The following is a 13,579-nucleotide window of genomic DNA, read 5'->3' as shown; positions in this document are numbered from 1 at the left end:
CGCTGTTCCAGGATCTCGCCCGCTACGGCCTGCGCCCGCCCAAATACGCCGACCAGGCGACGGTCGAGGCCGACCACGTGTCGCACCAGAACTGGGCGATCTTCTACCAGTACAGCCACGCCGCGGCGTTCCACACCTGGATTCCCGACCGCGAGCACCTCGACTGGCTGTCGGAGAAGTATCCGACCACCTTCGACAAGTTCTATCGTCCGCGCTGGGAGATGTGGGCGGAGATGGCCAAGCAGGGCAAGCGCTTCTACAACATGGCGTTGCCGATGCTGTGCCAGACCTGCCAGATCCCGATGGGCTACACCGAGCCCGCCGATCCGACCACGATCTGCTTCCGCGAGTCGAACTTCAAGGGCGAGCGCTATCATTTCTGTTCGGACGGCTGCAAGGACATCTTCGACGGCGAGCCGGAGAAGTACGTCCAGTCGTGGCTGCCGGTGCACCAGATCTTCCAGGGCGCCTGCGGCGGGGCGACCATTCCCGATGTGCTGAATTACTACCGGCTCAACGTCGGCCACGACAACATGGACTACGTCGGCTCGCCGGACGAGGCGCTGTGGAACAGCTGGCAGGCCGGCGCGGTCAAGGCCGCCGAATAGGCCGCAATCGATGAGACCGGCGCGCGTCCCACCGACGCGCGCCCCTTGCGAAAACCTTCAACTCCGGGAGGAGACCATGGCTCTCACGGCGCTTTCGCCCGACTATGAACAGAACATCGAATACCGCGACGCGGAAAAGAACTTTCACGGCGCCCGCGTCGTCTACGTTCACTGGGAAGAGCATCTGATGTTCTGCGCGGCGCTCGCCTTCCCGCTGCCGCCCGATATGCCGTTCGCCGCCTTCGTCGAGGCGATCGTCAAGGGCCACTACGGCGCCCATCCGGACTTCGACAAGATCGACTGGGACAGGGTCGAGTGGATGATCGACGGCGTCAGGACCAAGCCCGACATGGCCAGGTCGCTCGCCGACCACGGCGTCGGCCACAAGTCGCTGATCCGCTTCTGGACCCCCGGCCTCAACGGCTTCAAGGCCTCGGCGAGCTGAGACGGAGATCGCGGGCAAAGCCATGACCCACCAGCTCACCATCGAGCCGCTCGGCGACGCCATCGACGTCGCCGAAGGCCAGACGATCCTCGACGCCTGCCTGCGGTCGGGAATCTATCTGCCGCACGCCTGCGGCCACGGTCTGTGCGGGACGTGCAAGACGCAGGTGGTCGACGGCGAGATCGATCACGGCGAGGCGTCGAGCTTCGCCCTGATGGATTTCGAGCGCGACGACGGCTACGTGCTCGCCTGCACCGCGACGCTGAAGTCGGACGTCACGATCGAGGCCGACGTCGAGGAGGATCCCGACGCCCGCCGCATCCCGGTCGGCGACTTCGAGGGCGTGGTCGTCGGCCTCGACGACCTCACCCACGACGTCAAGGGCGTGCGCCTCGCGCTCGACCGCGGCATCGACTTCCAGGCCGGCCAGTACGTCATGGCGCACCTGCCGGGCGTCGAGGGGGCGCGCGCCTTCTCGATCGCCAACGCGCCGTCGGATCCCAAGCTCGTCGAACTTCAGGTGCGGCGCGTGCCGGGCGGGGCGGGCACGGCTTACGTCCACGACAAGCTCAGGCCCGGCGACCGCCTGCGGTTCTCCGGCCCCTACGGCCGCTTCGTGGTGCGCAAGTCGCGCGGCGGACCGCTGATTTTCCTCGCCGGCGGCACCGGCGTGTCGAGCCCGCGGGCAATGATCCTCGACCTTCTGGCCGAGGGCTATTCCGAGCCGATCACGCTCGTCCACGGCGTGCGGACCGAAGCCGATCTCTACGGCCGCGCGGAATTCGAGGCGCTGGCGAAAGCGCACCCGAACTTCCGCTACGTCCCGGCCCTCTCCAGCGAGCCCGAGGACAGCGGCTGGGCCGGCGAGCGCGGCTTCGTCCACGACGTCGCCAGGCGCCTCTACGGCGGCGTGTTCGAAGGCTCGACCGCCTATCTGTGCGGACCGCCGCCGATGATCGAGGGCTGCATCGGCGCGCTGATGCAGGGGCGGTTGTTCGAGAAGCACATCTTCACCGAAAAATTCTTCACCGCGCAGGACGCGGGGACGAAGCCGAAAAGCCCGCTGTTCAAGAGGCTCTGACGATGGCGCCGCAACGATTCCAGGTCACGCTCGAAGGCCATGGGCAGGCGAACGTCTACGAGGGCGAGCGCGTGCTGGTCGCGCTCGAGCGGGCGCAGGGCTTCGGCCAGCTCAAGAACCTGCCGCGCCGCCTGCCGGTCGGCTGCCGCCGCGGCGGCTGCGGCGTCTGCCGCGTGCGCGTGCTCGCGGGCGCCTACGATTCCGGACCGATGAGCCGGTCGTGCGTTTCCGCGGAGGACGAGGCGGCGGGCCTGGTGCTCGCCTGCTGCATCTATCCGCGATCCGATCTTTTCCTGCGGCTGGAGACCCCCGTCGTAGTCAAAGCCAAGGGCGAACGGGCCCTGCAACCCGTGTAAGGAGGTAACACCATGGCGATTACGGGCATCATGCGTCCCGGCTTCATCCAGATCCGCGTTCTGGACATGCCTGCGGCGATCGAGTTCTACACCAAGCGCATCGGCCTGCATCAGGTCACGGAAGGCCCCGACGGGCGCGTCTACCTCAAGTCGGCCGACGAGTTCGACCATCACTCGATCGTGCTGCGTCGCGCCGATTCGGCCGGCGTCGACGCCGCCGGCTTCAAGTGCGTGAAGGATTCGGATCTCGATCACTACGAGAAGCGGGTCACCGACTACGGCTTCGCGGTCGATCACGTGAAGGCCGGCGAGCAGCCCGGCCTCGGCCGCCGCATCGGCTTCACCATCCCGACCGGCCATCGCATCGAGCTCTATGCCGAATCCGAACAGTCCGACCCGAAGCCGAGGACCCATAACCCCGACGTCTGGGAGCTCGAGCCGCACGGCATGGCCGCCCGCCGCTTCGATCATTCGCTGCTGTACGGGCCCGACGTCCAGGGCAACCTCGACTTCTTCGAGAAGGCGCTCGACTTCCGCTGCGCCGAGCGCGTCGACATGCCCGACGGCGTGTTCGCGATCTGGATGACCTGCGGCATGAAGGCGCACGACATCGCCTTCGTGAAATACCCCGAGCCGAACAAGCTGCACCACGTCGCCTTCGAGCTGGAAAACTGGCAGTCGATCGGGCACGCCGCCGACATCCTCACCCGCTACGACATCTCGATCGACCTCGGGCCGACCCGGCACGGCATCACCCGCGGCCAGACGATCTACTTCTTCGATCCGTCGGGCAACCGCTGCGAGACCTTCGCCGGCGGCTACACCTACTATCCGGACATCCCGACCCGCACCTGGGACGAGACCCAGGTCGGCAAGGGCATCTTCTACTACGAGCGTCAGCTGAACGACGCGTTCCTGTCGGTCGTATCGTAAGCCGCGACCGTCGGGGCGTCCGCGCGAAGGGTCTTTTACCCGATCCCTCGCGCGGCATGTACGCCTTGTCCAGACGGGACCCGGCGCGACGGGCGCCGTCCCCGCCCCGATGTCGGGGCGGCCGGGCGGGGGCTCACGGACCGCTCGGTTTGGCGGCTGGCAGAGCGCCAAAAGTCGAGGTTCGGCGCGACCTCCCTCCCGACCCCACAGGGGGGAGGAGGCGCGACGCCGTCCCGCCGAGGGGGTGGAGAGGGGAGTCGCCGTGCCCGAGCGAGCGCGGCGACGGAAGACAGGGGGAAGACCATGCCGGTTTCAGTCACGCGCCGCATCATCAGCGCCGAGGCCGCGTTCCGCGCCGTCGAGGCTGCCGTCGCCAGGGGACGCGAGCGCGGCGTCGCGGTCGTCGCAGCGGCGGTCGACATCGGCGGCGACCTCGTCGCCTGCCTCAGGGCGGACGGCGCCTTCGCCGCGTCGATCAGCATCGCCCGGGACAAGGCCTATACGGCGGCGGTGTTCGGCGCCTCGACCGACGGCCTGTCGAACGCGCTCAAGGACAATCCGGTGCTCCATCACGGCATCGCCATCCGGCCGGGAGTCGTGCTGTTCGGCGGCGGCCTGCCGATCGTCGAGGACGGCGCGGTGATCGGCGCGGTCGGCGTTTCGGGCGGGTCGGAGGACGACGACCGCGAATGCGCCAGGGCCGGCGTGGCCGCCGCGCTCGCGGCGTAGAACGGAAGGGAAGGCGTTGGCGCGCCCCTTCTCCGCGAAGCGGCGAAGGTGGCCCGAAGGGCCGGATGAGGTGTGGAAAGCAGGTTTCCTCGTTTGGAGGTTTGCGGTGACGGTCGTGCAATCCGACTTGCGCCGGTGGCGTAAGCGTAATTCGACCGGCATCGAAGCAGCGGGCCACACCCCATCCGGCGTGGCGGGACTCAATAAAATATCGATATAAAGAAAAATATCGACAAACTGAAAATATCGCGATATGAGAGCGGCGCGCTGCGGCGAGCCCCGCGACACGAGAGGTGAAACGATGACGGTGCAGGCTTTGAAGAAGGCGTCCGTGAGCTTCGACAGCGCGCGCAAGGACGCCGCCCATTTCATCGACGGCGCGTTCACCAACGGCTCGACCGGCAGGTTCTGGGAAAACCGCACGCCGCTCGACAACAGCGTGATCGGCCGCGTGCCCGAGGGCGGCAAGGCGGAGATCGACGCGGCGGTCCGCGCCGCCAAGGCCGCGCTGTCGGGCCCGTGGGGCCGGATGACGGTGACCGAGCGCACCGACATTCTCGCCAGGGTCGCGGACGGCATCAATGCGCGGCTCGAGGAGTTCCTCGCCGCCGAGTGTCTCGACACCGGCAAGCCGTCGAGCCTCGCCCGCCATCTCGACATTCCGCGCGGCGCCGCCAACTTCAAGATGTTCGCCGACACGGTGAAGACCGTGTCAACCGAGACGTTTATCCTGCCGACGCCCGACGGAAGGAACGCGATCAACTACGGCCTCAGGAAGCCCAAGGGGGTGATCGCGGTGATCTCGCCGTGGAATCTGCCCCTGCTCTTGATGACCTGGAAGGTCGGCCCGGCGCTCGCCTGCGGCAACACCGTCGTCGTCAAGCCGTCCGAGGAGACGCCGCTGACCGCGACCCTGCTCGGCGAGGTGATGAACGCGGCCGGCATGCCCAAGGGCGTCTACAACGTCGTGCACGGGTTCGGCCCGAATTCGGCCGGCGAGTTCCTGACCCAGCATCCGCTCGTCAACGGCATCACCTTCACCGGCGAGACCCGCACCGGCGAAGCGATCATGCGCCAGGCCGCGCTCGGCATCCGCCAGGTGTCGTTCGAGCTCGGCGGCAAGAACCCGGCGCTGGTGTTCGCCGACGCCGATCTCGACAAGACGATCGAGGGGGTGATGCGCTCGTGCTTCTCGAACTGCGGCCAGGTCTGCCTTGGCACCGAGCGGGTCTATGTCGAGCGGCCGATCTTCGACGCCTTCGTCGCGCGCCTCAAGGCCGGCGCCGAGAGCCTGAAGCTCGGCCGCCCGGAAGACCCGGTGACCAACCTCGGCCCGCTGGTCAGCAAGGAGCACCGCGAGAAGGTGCTGAGCTACTACCGGAAGGCCGCGGCGGAGGGGGCGACCGTGGTCACCGGCGGCGGCGTGCCGACCATGCCGGCCGACCTCGCCGACGGCGCCTGGATCGAGCCCACCATCTGGACCGGTCTCCCCGACGACTCGCCGATCGTGAACGAGGAAATCTTCGGACCCTGCTGCCACATCCGTCCGTTCGACGACGAGGAGGAGGCGGTGCGGCTCGCCAATTCCACGCCCTACGGGCTCGCGGCCTCGGTCTGGACCGAGAACCTTTCGCGCGGCCACCGGGTGGCGGCGCAGATGGACGTGGGCATCTGCTGGGTCAACTCCTGGTTCCTGCGCGACCTGCGCACCGCCTTCGGCGGCGCCAAGCAGTCGGGCATCGGTCGGGAGGGCGGCCTGCACTCGCTCGAGTTCTACACCGAGCTGACCAACGTCTGCGTGAAGCTCTGAGAAGGAACGCCAACGTGACCAAGATCGCGCCGCTCGCCGTCGCCGACGCCATCCTCGGCGCCTACAGGACTCGCACGCCCGTGCCGCCGGTGCGCGAGCTTCTGCCGGCCGGGGCGGTCGAGCAGGCCTACGCCGCCCAGGAGTTCAACACCGAGCGCTGGCTCGCCGACGGGCGCAAGCTCGTCGGGCGGAAGATCGGGCTGACCTCGCTCGCGGTGCAGCGGCAACTCGGCGTCAGCCAGCCCGACTATGGCATGCTGTTTTCCGACATGGCGGTGCCGGACGGATGGGACGTCGCGGCCGACCAGCTCATCCAGCCCAAGGTCGAAGCGGAGATCGCCTTCGTCATCGGGCGCGACCTCGACCAAGAGCATCTGACCATCGCCGACATCCTGCGGGCGGTCGAGTTCGCGCTGCCGGCGATCGAGATCGTCGATTCGCGGATCGCCGACTGGAAGATCGGCATCCTCGACACCATCGCCGACAACGCCTCCTCCGGCCTCTACGTGCTCGGCGCCAGCCCGAAAAAGCTCGACGGTCTCGAACTCAGGCTGTGCGGCATGATCATGGAGCAGGGCGGCGACGAGGTGTCGGTCGGGGCGGGCGCGGCCTGCCTCGGCGACCCGCTGTCGGCGACCCTCTGGCTCGCGAAAACCATGGCGCGGGTCGGGCGCCCGCTGAAGGCGGGCGACACGGTGATGTCCGGCGCGCTCGGGCCGATGGTCACGGTGAAGCGGGGCGAAGTCTACGAAGCGCGCATCTCGGGGCTCGGCTCCGTCCGCGCGGCTTTTGCGAAGGAGTGAGGCTCTGATGGCGAAGATACAATGCGCGATCATCGGCTCGGGCAATATCGGCACCGACCTGATGATCAAGGTGATGCGCATGTCGAAGGCGCTCGAGATGGGCGCGATGGTCGGCATCGATCCCGCCTCCGACGGCCTCGCGCGCGCCGCGCGCCTCAACGTGCCGACCACCCATGACGGCATCGAGGGCCTCCGCAAGCTGCCGAACTACAAGGACATCAGGATCGTGTTCGACGCGACCTCGGCCGGCGCGCACGTCAGGAACAACGCGATCCTGCAGGCGGACGGCAAGAAGGTGATCGACCTCACCCCCGCCGCGATCGGCCCGTTCACCATCCCGGTCATCAACGGCGACGCCAACATCGACGAGCCCAACGTCAACATGGTCACCTGCGGCGGGCAAGCGACCATTCCGATGGTCTATGCGGTGAAGCGCGCGACCAAACGCGTCATCTGGGGCGAAATCGTCGCCTCGATCTCGTCGAAGTCGGCGGGGCCGGGCACCCGCGCCAATATCGACGAGTTCACCGAGACCACCTCGAACGCCATCGTCAAGCTCGGCGGCGCCGAGAAGGGCAAGGCGATCATCATTCTGAACCCGGCCGAACCGCCGCTGATCATGCGCGACACCGTCTTCACCTTGTCGCAGGGCGGCTCGCAGGAGGCGATCGAGAAGTCCGTCGCCGACATGGCGGAGGCGGTGCGCAAATACGTGCCCGGCTATCGCCTGAAGCAGAAGGTGCAGTTCGAGCACATCGGCGACAACCATCCGGTGCGCATTCCGGGCGTCGGATTCTGCTCCGGCCTCAAGACCACGATCATGCTCGAGGTCGAGGGCGCGGCGCATTACCTGCCGGCCTACGCCGGCAATCTCGACATCATGACCTCGGCCGCGCTCACCACCGCCGACGGCTGGGCCGCGAGGCAATTGCAGAAGGAGGCCGCGTGATGGCCCGCAAGAACAAGAACAAGCTCTACGTCCAGGACGTAACCTTACGCGACGGCATGCACTCGGTCCGCCACCAGTATCATCTGGAGACGGTGCGCGAGGTCGCCCGCGCGCTCGACCGCGCCGGCGTCGACGCGATCGAGATCTGCCACGGCGACGGCATCACCGGCGCCACCTTCAACTACGGCTTCGGCGCGCATGACGACGGCGAGTGGATCGCGGCCGTGGCCGAGGAGTGCAGGAACGCGGTCGTCACCGTGCTGCTGCTGCCCGGCATCGGCACCGTGCACGACCTCAAGCACGCCTACGAGGCCGGCGCGCGCAGCGTGCGCGTCGCCACCCACTGCACCGAGGCCGACGTCTCGCGCCAGCACATCGAGGCGGCGCGGGCGCTCGGCATGGACACGGTCGGCTTTCTGATGATGGCGCATATGGCGCCGGTGGAAAAACTGGTCGAGCAGGCGAAGCTGATGGAGTCCTACGGCGCCGAATGCGTCTACGTCACCGACTCGGCCGGCGCGCTGCTGCCCGGCCAGTACGCCGAGCGGGTGCGGGCGTTCCGCCAGGCGCTGAAGCCGGAAACGGAGGTCGGCGTCCACACCCACCACAACCTGACGCTCGGCGTCGCCAACGCCGTCGCCGGGATCGAAGCGGGCGCGGTGCGCGTCGACGCTTCGCTCGCCGGCATGGGCGCGGGCGCCGGCAACGCGCCGATCGAGGCGCTGATCGCCGTGCTCGACAAGATGGGGATCGAAACCGGGGTCGACCTGCACGTCCTCATGGACGTCGCCGACGACGTCATCCGGCCGTTGCAGGATCGCCCGGTGCGCGTCGACCGCGAGAGCCTGTCGCTCGGCTACGCCGGCGTCTATTCCAGCTTCTTGCGCCACGCCGAGAACGCGTCCAAGCTTTACGGCGTCGACACGCGCGACATCCTGACGGAGCTGGGCAAGCGCCGCATGGTGGGAGGCCAGGAGGACATGATCGTCGACGTCGCGCTCGACATCATCCGTCAACGCGAAGCCCAGGCGGCCGCCCAATGACCGACATCCAGACATACGCCGAAGTCGTCGACGAGGCGGCGCGCACCGCCTCCGCAATTCCGCAATTCACCAGCTCCGGCCCGCTCAGCGTCGCCGACGCCTATGCGGTGCAGGCGGCCTCGATCGAGCGCCGCCTGAAGCGCGGCGAAAAGCTCGTCGGCGTCAAGATGGGTCTGACCTCGCGCGCAAAAATGAAGCAGGTCAACGTCGACGAGGTCGTCTGGGGCCGGCTCACCGACGCCATGCGGCTGGAAGAGGGCGCGTCGCTGTCGAAGCGGCGCTTCGTCCATCCGCGCATCGAGCCGGAACTCGCCTTCCTGCTCAAGGCGCCGCTGACCGGCGAGGTCACCGCGGCGGAAGCGATGGCGGCGGTGGCGGCGATCGCGCCGGCGATGGAGATCATCGACTCGCGCTACCAGAACTTCAAGTTCGCGCTGCCCGACGTGATCGCCGACAATTCGTCCTCGTCCGGCTTCGTCGTCGGCGACTGGTCGTCGCCGACCCAGGACTTTTCCAACCTCGGCCTCGTCATGGAAGTCGACGGCCGGCCGGTCGAGATCGGCTCGACCGCGGCGATCCTCGGCAACCCGTCGCGCTCGCTTGTTGCGGCGGCGCGGCTCGCGGGCGCCGCGCTCGGGCGGCTCGAAGCGGGCTGGATCATCCTCGCCGGCGGCGCGACTGCGGCGCATTCGCTCAAAGTCGGCGAGCGCGTGCGCCTCACCATGCAGAACCTCGGATCGGTCTCGATCCGCGTGGCGGAGTAGGCGACATGCCGATCGTCGAGATCACCCTGATCGAGGGGCGCACGCCCGAGGCCAAGCGGCGGCTGATCGCCAAGGTCAGCGATGCGATCGTCGAGGCGATCGACGCCCCGCTCGACTCGATCCGCGTCATCCTGCGCGAAGTCCCGGCGCTGCACTTCGGCGCCGGGGGGAAGACCAAGGAGAAGCCCGAGGCGCCTCCGGGCTGACCCGAGCCTTAAAGAATCAGCGAAAACAGACCTATCGAGGAGGAAACCCATATGACCCGATTTCCCGTGGGACGCCGCGCGTTCCTGAAGACCGGCGCCGCGGCGCTGGCGGCGACCGCGTTGCCGCGCGTCGCCTTCGCCGCGCCCAAGACCGTCAAGATCGGCCTCGTCGCCCCGCTGACCGGGCCGCTCGCGATCTTCTCCGACAACCTGCCGTGGACGCTCGATCGCCTCAAGGCGCACACCGGCGGCCAGATCGACATCGGCGGCACCAAGCATCCGCTCGAGATCATCGTGCGCGACAGCCAGTCCAACCCCAACCGCGCCGCCGACGTGGCCAAGGGGCTCATCCTGCAGGACAAGGTCGACATCATGACCGCCTTCGCGACGCCGGAGACGGTCAATCCGGTCGCCGACCAGTGCGAGGTCTCGGGCGTCCCCTGCCTCACCAACGACTGCCCGCTCGAGCCCTGGTTCTTCGGCCGCAACGGCGATCCGAAGAAGGGTTTCGACTGGACCTTCAACTACTTCTTCAGCGCCGTGAACATGGCCGAGGCCTATTACGACGCCTGGGACCAGGTGAAGACCAACAAGGTGGTCGGCGCGCTGTGGCCGAACGACAACGACGGCCTCGCGTTCTCGAAGATCTTCACCGGCATGGCGGAAAAGCGCGGCTACAAGATCGTCGATCCGGGCCGGTTCGACCTGCCGTCGGGCAATTACAGCGCCCAGATCGCGGCGTTCAAATCGGCCGGCGCCGAGATCATCGCCGGCGTGCTGCCGCCGCCCGAGTTCACCGCCTTCATGAGCGCCGCGGCGCAGCAGAGCCTGCAGCCCAAGATCATCTCGATGGCCAAGGCGACGGAATTCCCGGCCGCGATCGCCCCCTTGGGAGCGCGCGCGGAAGGCCTCTCGGTCGAGGTCTGGTGGTCGCCGACCAGCCCGTTCAAGTCTGGCCTCAGCGGAATCACGTCGCAGGAACTCAGCGACGCCTACGAGAAGGCGACCGGCAACCAGACGTCGATGACGCTCGGCTTCCGCCATGCGCTGTTCGAGACGGCGTTCGACGCGCTCAAGCGCGCCAAGAGCCTCGACGATCCGGAATCGATCCGCGACGCCATCGCCAGCATGGACTACGCCTCGATCGTCGGGCCGATCAACTTCAAGAAGGGGCCCTATCCCAACACCAGCGCGACCCCGCTGGTGATCGGCCAGTGGAAGAAGGGAACCAAGTTCCCGTTCGATCTCGTCGTGGTCGACAACACGACCGCGCCGATGGTGCCGGTCGGCGGCAAGATGGCCGAGATCGTTCATGGCTGATCGGAACGAGACCGTTTCCGCCGGGGGTCCCCCGGCGGAAGCGGTCATCCTGGCGCTGGCCGGCGTTTCGCGCCGGTTCGGCGGCCTGCGCGTGATCGAGGAATTGAGCCTGACCGTGCGGCCGGGCGAGATCCTCGGGGTGCTCGGGCCCAACGGCGCCGGGAAATCGACGCTGTTCAACCTGATCGCCGGCGTGCTGCCGCCGAACGAGGGCTCGATTCACATCATGGGCCGCGACGTCACCGCCATGACGGTCTGGCGCCGCCGCCGGCTCGGGGTCGGCCGCACCTATCAGGTGCCGAAGCCGTTCGCCCACATGAGCGTGTTCGAGAACGTGCTGGTCGCGGCGACCCACGGCGGCGGGCTGTCGATCCCGGCCGGACGGCGCGAGGCGCAGCGGGCGCTGGCGCTGACCGGCCTCGCCGCGCTCGCCGCAAAACCCGCGGGAACGCTGTCGCTGCTCAATCTCAAGCGGCTCGAACTCGCCAAGGCGGTGGCGGGCAAGCCGCGGCTGCTGCTGCTCGACGAGATCGCCGGCGGCCTCACCGACGCCGAATGCGAGGACCTGCTCGCCATCCTCACCGCGATCCACCGCGAGGGCGCGACGATCGTCTGGGTCGAGCACGTCATCCACGCCTTGAAGCGCATCGCGAGCCGCCTCGCGGTGCTCCATTTCGGCGCCATCATCTGCGAAGGCGCCCCCGACGCGGTGCTCGCCGACGAGCGGGTGCGGGAGGTGTACCTTGGCGCGTGAGGCAACCGCCGACTTCGTCGGAGGGTGCGCGTCCCGCGCACCCGGGCGGCGAGACGCCGCCCCTCCCGGTGCGCCAACACTGGGCGGGTTCGGGACCCTTTCGCGTGAGAAAGAGGCTGCGGGCTTCGTGGGAGGGCGCGCGTCCCCCGCGCCCGGGGCGGCGAGACGCCGCCCCTCCCGGGGTGCGCCAACTGCGGGCCTTGGCGGATGACCCCCCTCCTCTCCGTCGAAAAACTCAACGTCTTCTATGACGCGTTCCAGGCCGTGCACGACGTCGACCTCACCGTCGGCGAGGGCGAGATCGTGTCGATCATCGGCGCCAACGGCGCCGGCAAGTCGTCGTTCCTGAAGGCGCTCGTCCGGCAGGCGGGCCGGGTCACCGGCTCGGCGCGCCTCGACGGCTGCGACCTCGCGGCGTTGTCGACCCGCGAGATCGTGGCGAAAGGGATCGCGCTCGTGCCTGAGGGCCGCAAGCTGTTTCCGACCCTCACCATCTTCGAGAACCTGCGCATCGGCCAGGAGCTCGGCCGCAAGGGCGACATCGGCTTCGAGCAGGTCTACGAGTGGTTTCCGGTGCTGCGCGAGCGTCGCGACAGCCGCGCGCGCGAGCTCAGCGGCGGGCAGCAGCAGATGGTGGCGCTCGGCCGGGCGCTGCTCGCCAATCCGCGCCTGCTGCTGTGCGACGAGATCAGCCTCGGGCTCGCGCCGCGCGTCGTCAACGAGCTCTACGCGATCATCCCGCAGGTGCGCGAGCGCGGCGTGGCGGTGGTCGTGGTCGAGCAGGACATTTCGCGCTCGCTCGCCGTCGCCGACCGCTTCGTTTGCTTCCTCGAAGGCGAGGTGTCGCTCAGCGGGCGGCCGGCGGACGCCGACCGCGACACGATCATGCAACACTATTTCGGCGGCGCGCACTGATGGTCGAGACGATCCTCAATCTCATCGTCCAGGGGGTGCTGATCGGCGGCCTCTATGCGCTGTTCGCGCTCGGCCTGTCGCTGTCGCTCGGCGTCATGCGCTTCGTCAACATCGCCCATGGCGACATGATCGTGCTGTTCTCGTTCGTGCTCCTGTCGCTGACCGGGGTCCTCGGCTGGTCGCCGTTCCTGGTGGCGCTGATCCTGCTGCCGGTCGCCTTCGGCCTCGGCTGGCTCCTGCAACGCTTCCTGCTGCAGCGCACCGTCGGCAAGGGCATCCTGCCGATCCTGCTGGTGACCTTCGGCCTGTCGATCATCATCCAGAACGGCCTGCTCGAGGCCTACGGCCCGAACACGCGAAAACTGTCGGGCGGCGCGATCGAGCTCGCGGCGCTGCGCCTCGGGCCGATCGACGTCGGCGTCTATCCGCTGCTGGTCTTCCTGCTCGCGGTGGCCCTGATCGCCGGGCTCGACGCCTTCCTCTACCGCACCGCGATCGGCGCGCGCATCCGCGCCGTCGCCGACGATCCGGCGGCGGCCGATCTGATCGGCCTCACCTCGGCGCGCATCTATCCGGTCGCCATGGGCGTGGTCGGGATCACCATGCTGGTCGCCGCCTCGTGCATGTCGGTGTGGACCAATTTCGATCCCTCGATCGGGCCGAGCCGGCTGCTCGCCGCCTTCGAGGCGGTGGTGCTCGGGGGCCTCGGCAGCCTGTGGGGCACGCTGATCGGCGGCGTGATCATCGGCGTCGCCCAGAACTTCGGCTCGCAGATCGACGCCTCGTGGCAGATCCTCGCCCAGCATCTCGTCTTCCTGGTCGCGCTCGTGTTCAGGCCGCAGGGCCTGTTCGCCAGGAGCTGA

At 68.2% G+C, this 13,579-nt stretch carries 16 protein-coding genes; all 16 read left to right on the top strand.

The annotated features are described in order from the left end of the window. A partial coding sequence (locus DFR50_RS03165; protein ID WP_113887732.1) for a YHS domain-containing protein occupies positions 1–608 on the top strand: 608 nt, incomplete at its 5' end. Between the two features lie 76 nt (positions 609–684). Beyond that, the gene (locus tag DFR50_RS03160) at positions 685–1,053 is read left to right on the top strand and encodes a phenol hydroxylase subunit P4 (RefSeq protein WP_113887731.1); all 369 of its coding nucleotides are present in this window, start codon (positions 685–687) and stop codon (positions 1,051–1,053) included. A gap of 22 nt (positions 1,054–1,075) precedes the next feature. After that, positions 1,076–2,134 (top strand): NADH:ubiquinone reductase (Na(+)-transporting) subunit F, encoded by a 1,059-nt coding sequence (locus tag DFR50_RS03155; protein WP_113887730.1) that lies wholly within the window; start codon positions 1,076–1,078, stop codon positions 2,132–2,134. A 2-nt stretch (positions 2,135–2,136) separates the two neighbouring features. Continuing rightward, the gene (locus tag DFR50_RS03150; protein WP_113887729.1) at positions 2,137–2,490 is read left to right on the top strand and encodes a 2Fe-2S iron-sulfur cluster-binding protein; all 354 of its coding nucleotides are present in this window, start codon (positions 2,137–2,139) and stop codon (positions 2,488–2,490) included. A gap of 12 nt (positions 2,491–2,502) precedes the next feature. Next, positions 2,503–3,423 (top strand): catechol 2,3-dioxygenase, encoded by a 921-nt coding sequence (locus tag DFR50_RS03145; RefSeq protein WP_113887728.1) that lies wholly within the window; start codon positions 2,503–2,505, stop codon positions 3,421–3,423. Positions 3,424–3,726: 303 nt separating this feature from the next. Then, positions 3,727–4,152 carry a GlcG/HbpS family heme-binding protein gene (locus DFR50_RS03140; protein ID WP_113887727.1) on the top strand — a complete coding sequence of 142 codons (426 nt, stop codon included), beginning with the start codon at positions 3,727–3,729 and terminating at the stop codon, positions 4,150–4,152. 301 nt (positions 4,153–4,453) lie between these two features. Beyond that, entirely contained in the window at positions 4,454–5,962 is a 1,509-nt protein-coding gene (locus tag DFR50_RS03135; RefSeq protein ID WP_113887726.1) for a 2-hydroxymuconic semialdehyde dehydrogenase, read from the top strand. 14 nt (positions 5,963–5,976) lie between these two features. Next, the gene (locus tag DFR50_RS03130; RefSeq protein ID WP_113887725.1) at positions 5,977–6,765 is read left to right on the top strand and encodes a 2-keto-4-pentenoate hydratase; all 789 of its coding nucleotides are present in this window, start codon (positions 5,977–5,979) and stop codon (positions 6,763–6,765) included. Positions 6,766–6,772: 7 nt separating this feature from the next. Continuing rightward, entirely contained in the window at positions 6,773–7,714 is a 942-nt protein-coding gene (locus tag DFR50_RS03125; RefSeq protein WP_113887724.1) for an acetaldehyde dehydrogenase (acetylating), read from the top strand. Then, complete coding sequence (gene dmpG / locus DFR50_RS03120) at positions 7,714–8,757, top strand: 4-hydroxy-2-oxovalerate aldolase (RefSeq protein WP_113887723.1); 1,044 nt, start codon at positions 7,714–7,716, stop codon at positions 8,755–8,757. The genes DFR50_RS03125 and dmpG overlap by 1 nt, the downstream gene beginning before the upstream one ends. Next, positions 8,754–9,521, top strand: a complete 768-nt coding sequence (locus DFR50_RS03115) for a 2-keto-4-pentenoate hydratase (RefSeq protein ID WP_113887722.1) — start codon at positions 8,754–8,756, stop codon at positions 9,519–9,521. Before dmpG ends, DFR50_RS03115 begins: the two co-directional genes overlap by 4 nt. A gap of 5 nt (positions 9,522–9,526) precedes the next feature. Next, entirely contained in the window at positions 9,527–9,727 is a 201-nt protein-coding gene (locus DFR50_RS03110) for a 2-hydroxymuconate tautomerase (RefSeq protein ID WP_113887721.1), read from the top strand. A 51-nt stretch (positions 9,728–9,778) separates the two neighbouring features. Next, complete coding sequence (locus tag DFR50_RS03105; RefSeq protein ID WP_113887720.1) at positions 9,779–11,047, top strand: ABC transporter substrate-binding protein; 1,269 nt, start codon at positions 9,779–9,781, stop codon at positions 11,045–11,047. Further along, positions 11,040–11,801, top strand: coding sequence for an ABC transporter ATP-binding protein (locus DFR50_RS03100; protein WP_113887719.1), 762 nt, complete (start codon positions 11,040–11,042; stop codon positions 11,799–11,801). Before DFR50_RS03105 ends, DFR50_RS03100 begins: the two co-directional genes overlap by 8 nt. A gap of 207 nt (positions 11,802–12,008) precedes the next feature. Beyond that, the gene (locus DFR50_RS03095; protein ID WP_113887718.1) at positions 12,009–12,716 is read left to right on the top strand and encodes an ABC transporter ATP-binding protein; all 708 of its coding nucleotides are present in this window, start codon (positions 12,009–12,011) and stop codon (positions 12,714–12,716) included. Continuing rightward, positions 12,716–13,579 carry a branched-chain amino acid ABC transporter permease gene (locus DFR50_RS03090; protein WP_113887717.1) on the top strand — a complete coding sequence of 288 codons (864 nt, stop codon included), beginning with the start codon at positions 12,716–12,718 and terminating at the stop codon, positions 13,577–13,579. Before DFR50_RS03095 ends, DFR50_RS03090 begins: the two co-directional genes overlap by 1 nt.

It is taken from the genome of Roseiarcus fermentans (assembly GCF_003315135.1).
GTDB lineage: Bacteria > Pseudomonadota > Alphaproteobacteria > Rhizobiales > Beijerinckiaceae > Roseiarcus > Roseiarcus fermentans.
The sequence above is the reverse complement of the archived record's forward strand: the minus strand, read 5'-3'. Positions and strand labels throughout refer to the sequence as shown.

Bases quoted from the DNA above. Each gene is read 5' to 3' on its own strand.
- DFR50_RS03150 (WP_113887729.1), top strand. From the start codon at position 2,137: ATGGCGCCGCAACGATTCCAGGTCACGCTCGAAGGCCATGGGCAGGCG.
- DFR50_RS03100 (WP_113887719.1), top strand. From the start codon at position 11,040: ATGGCTGATCGGAACGAGACCGTTTCCGCCGGGGGTCCCCCGGCGGAA.
- DFR50_RS03135 (WP_113887726.1), top strand. From the start codon at position 4,454: ATGACGGTGCAGGCTTTGAAGAAGGCGTCCGTGAGCTTCGACAGCGCG.
- dmpG (WP_113887723.1), top strand. From the start codon at position 7,714: ATGGCCCGCAAGAACAAGAACAAGCTCTACGTCCAGGACGTAACCTTA.
- DFR50_RS03115 (WP_113887722.1), top strand. From the start codon at position 8,754: ATGACCGACATCCAGACATACGCCGAAGTCGTCGACGAGGCGGCGCGC.
- DFR50_RS03125 (WP_113887724.1), top strand. From the start codon at position 6,773: ATGGCGAAGATACAATGCGCGATCATCGGCTCGGGCAATATCGGCACC.
- DFR50_RS03160 (WP_113887731.1), top strand. From the start codon at position 685: ATGGCTCTCACGGCGCTTTCGCCCGACTATGAACAGAACATCGAATAC.
- DFR50_RS03095 (WP_113887718.1), top strand. From the start codon at position 12,009: ATGACCCCCCTCCTCTCCGTCGAAAAACTCAACGTCTTCTATGACGCG.
- DFR50_RS03110 (WP_113887721.1), top strand. From the start codon at position 9,527: ATGCCGATCGTCGAGATCACCCTGATCGAGGGGCGCACGCCCGAGGCC.
- DFR50_RS03145 (WP_113887728.1), top strand. From the start codon at position 2,503: ATGGCGATTACGGGCATCATGCGTCCCGGCTTCATCCAGATCCGCGTT.
- DFR50_RS03090 (WP_113887717.1), top strand. From the start codon at position 12,716: ATGGTCGAGACGATCCTCAATCTCATCGTCCAGGGGGTGCTGATCGGC.
- DFR50_RS03105 (WP_113887720.1), top strand. From the start codon at position 9,779: ATGACCCGATTTCCCGTGGGACGCCGCGCGTTCCTGAAGACCGGCGCC.
- DFR50_RS03155 (WP_113887730.1), top strand. From the start codon at position 1,076: ATGACCCACCAGCTCACCATCGAGCCGCTCGGCGACGCCATCGACGTC.
- DFR50_RS03140 (WP_113887727.1), top strand. From the start codon at position 3,727: ATGCCGGTTTCAGTCACGCGCCGCATCATCAGCGCCGAGGCCGCGTTC.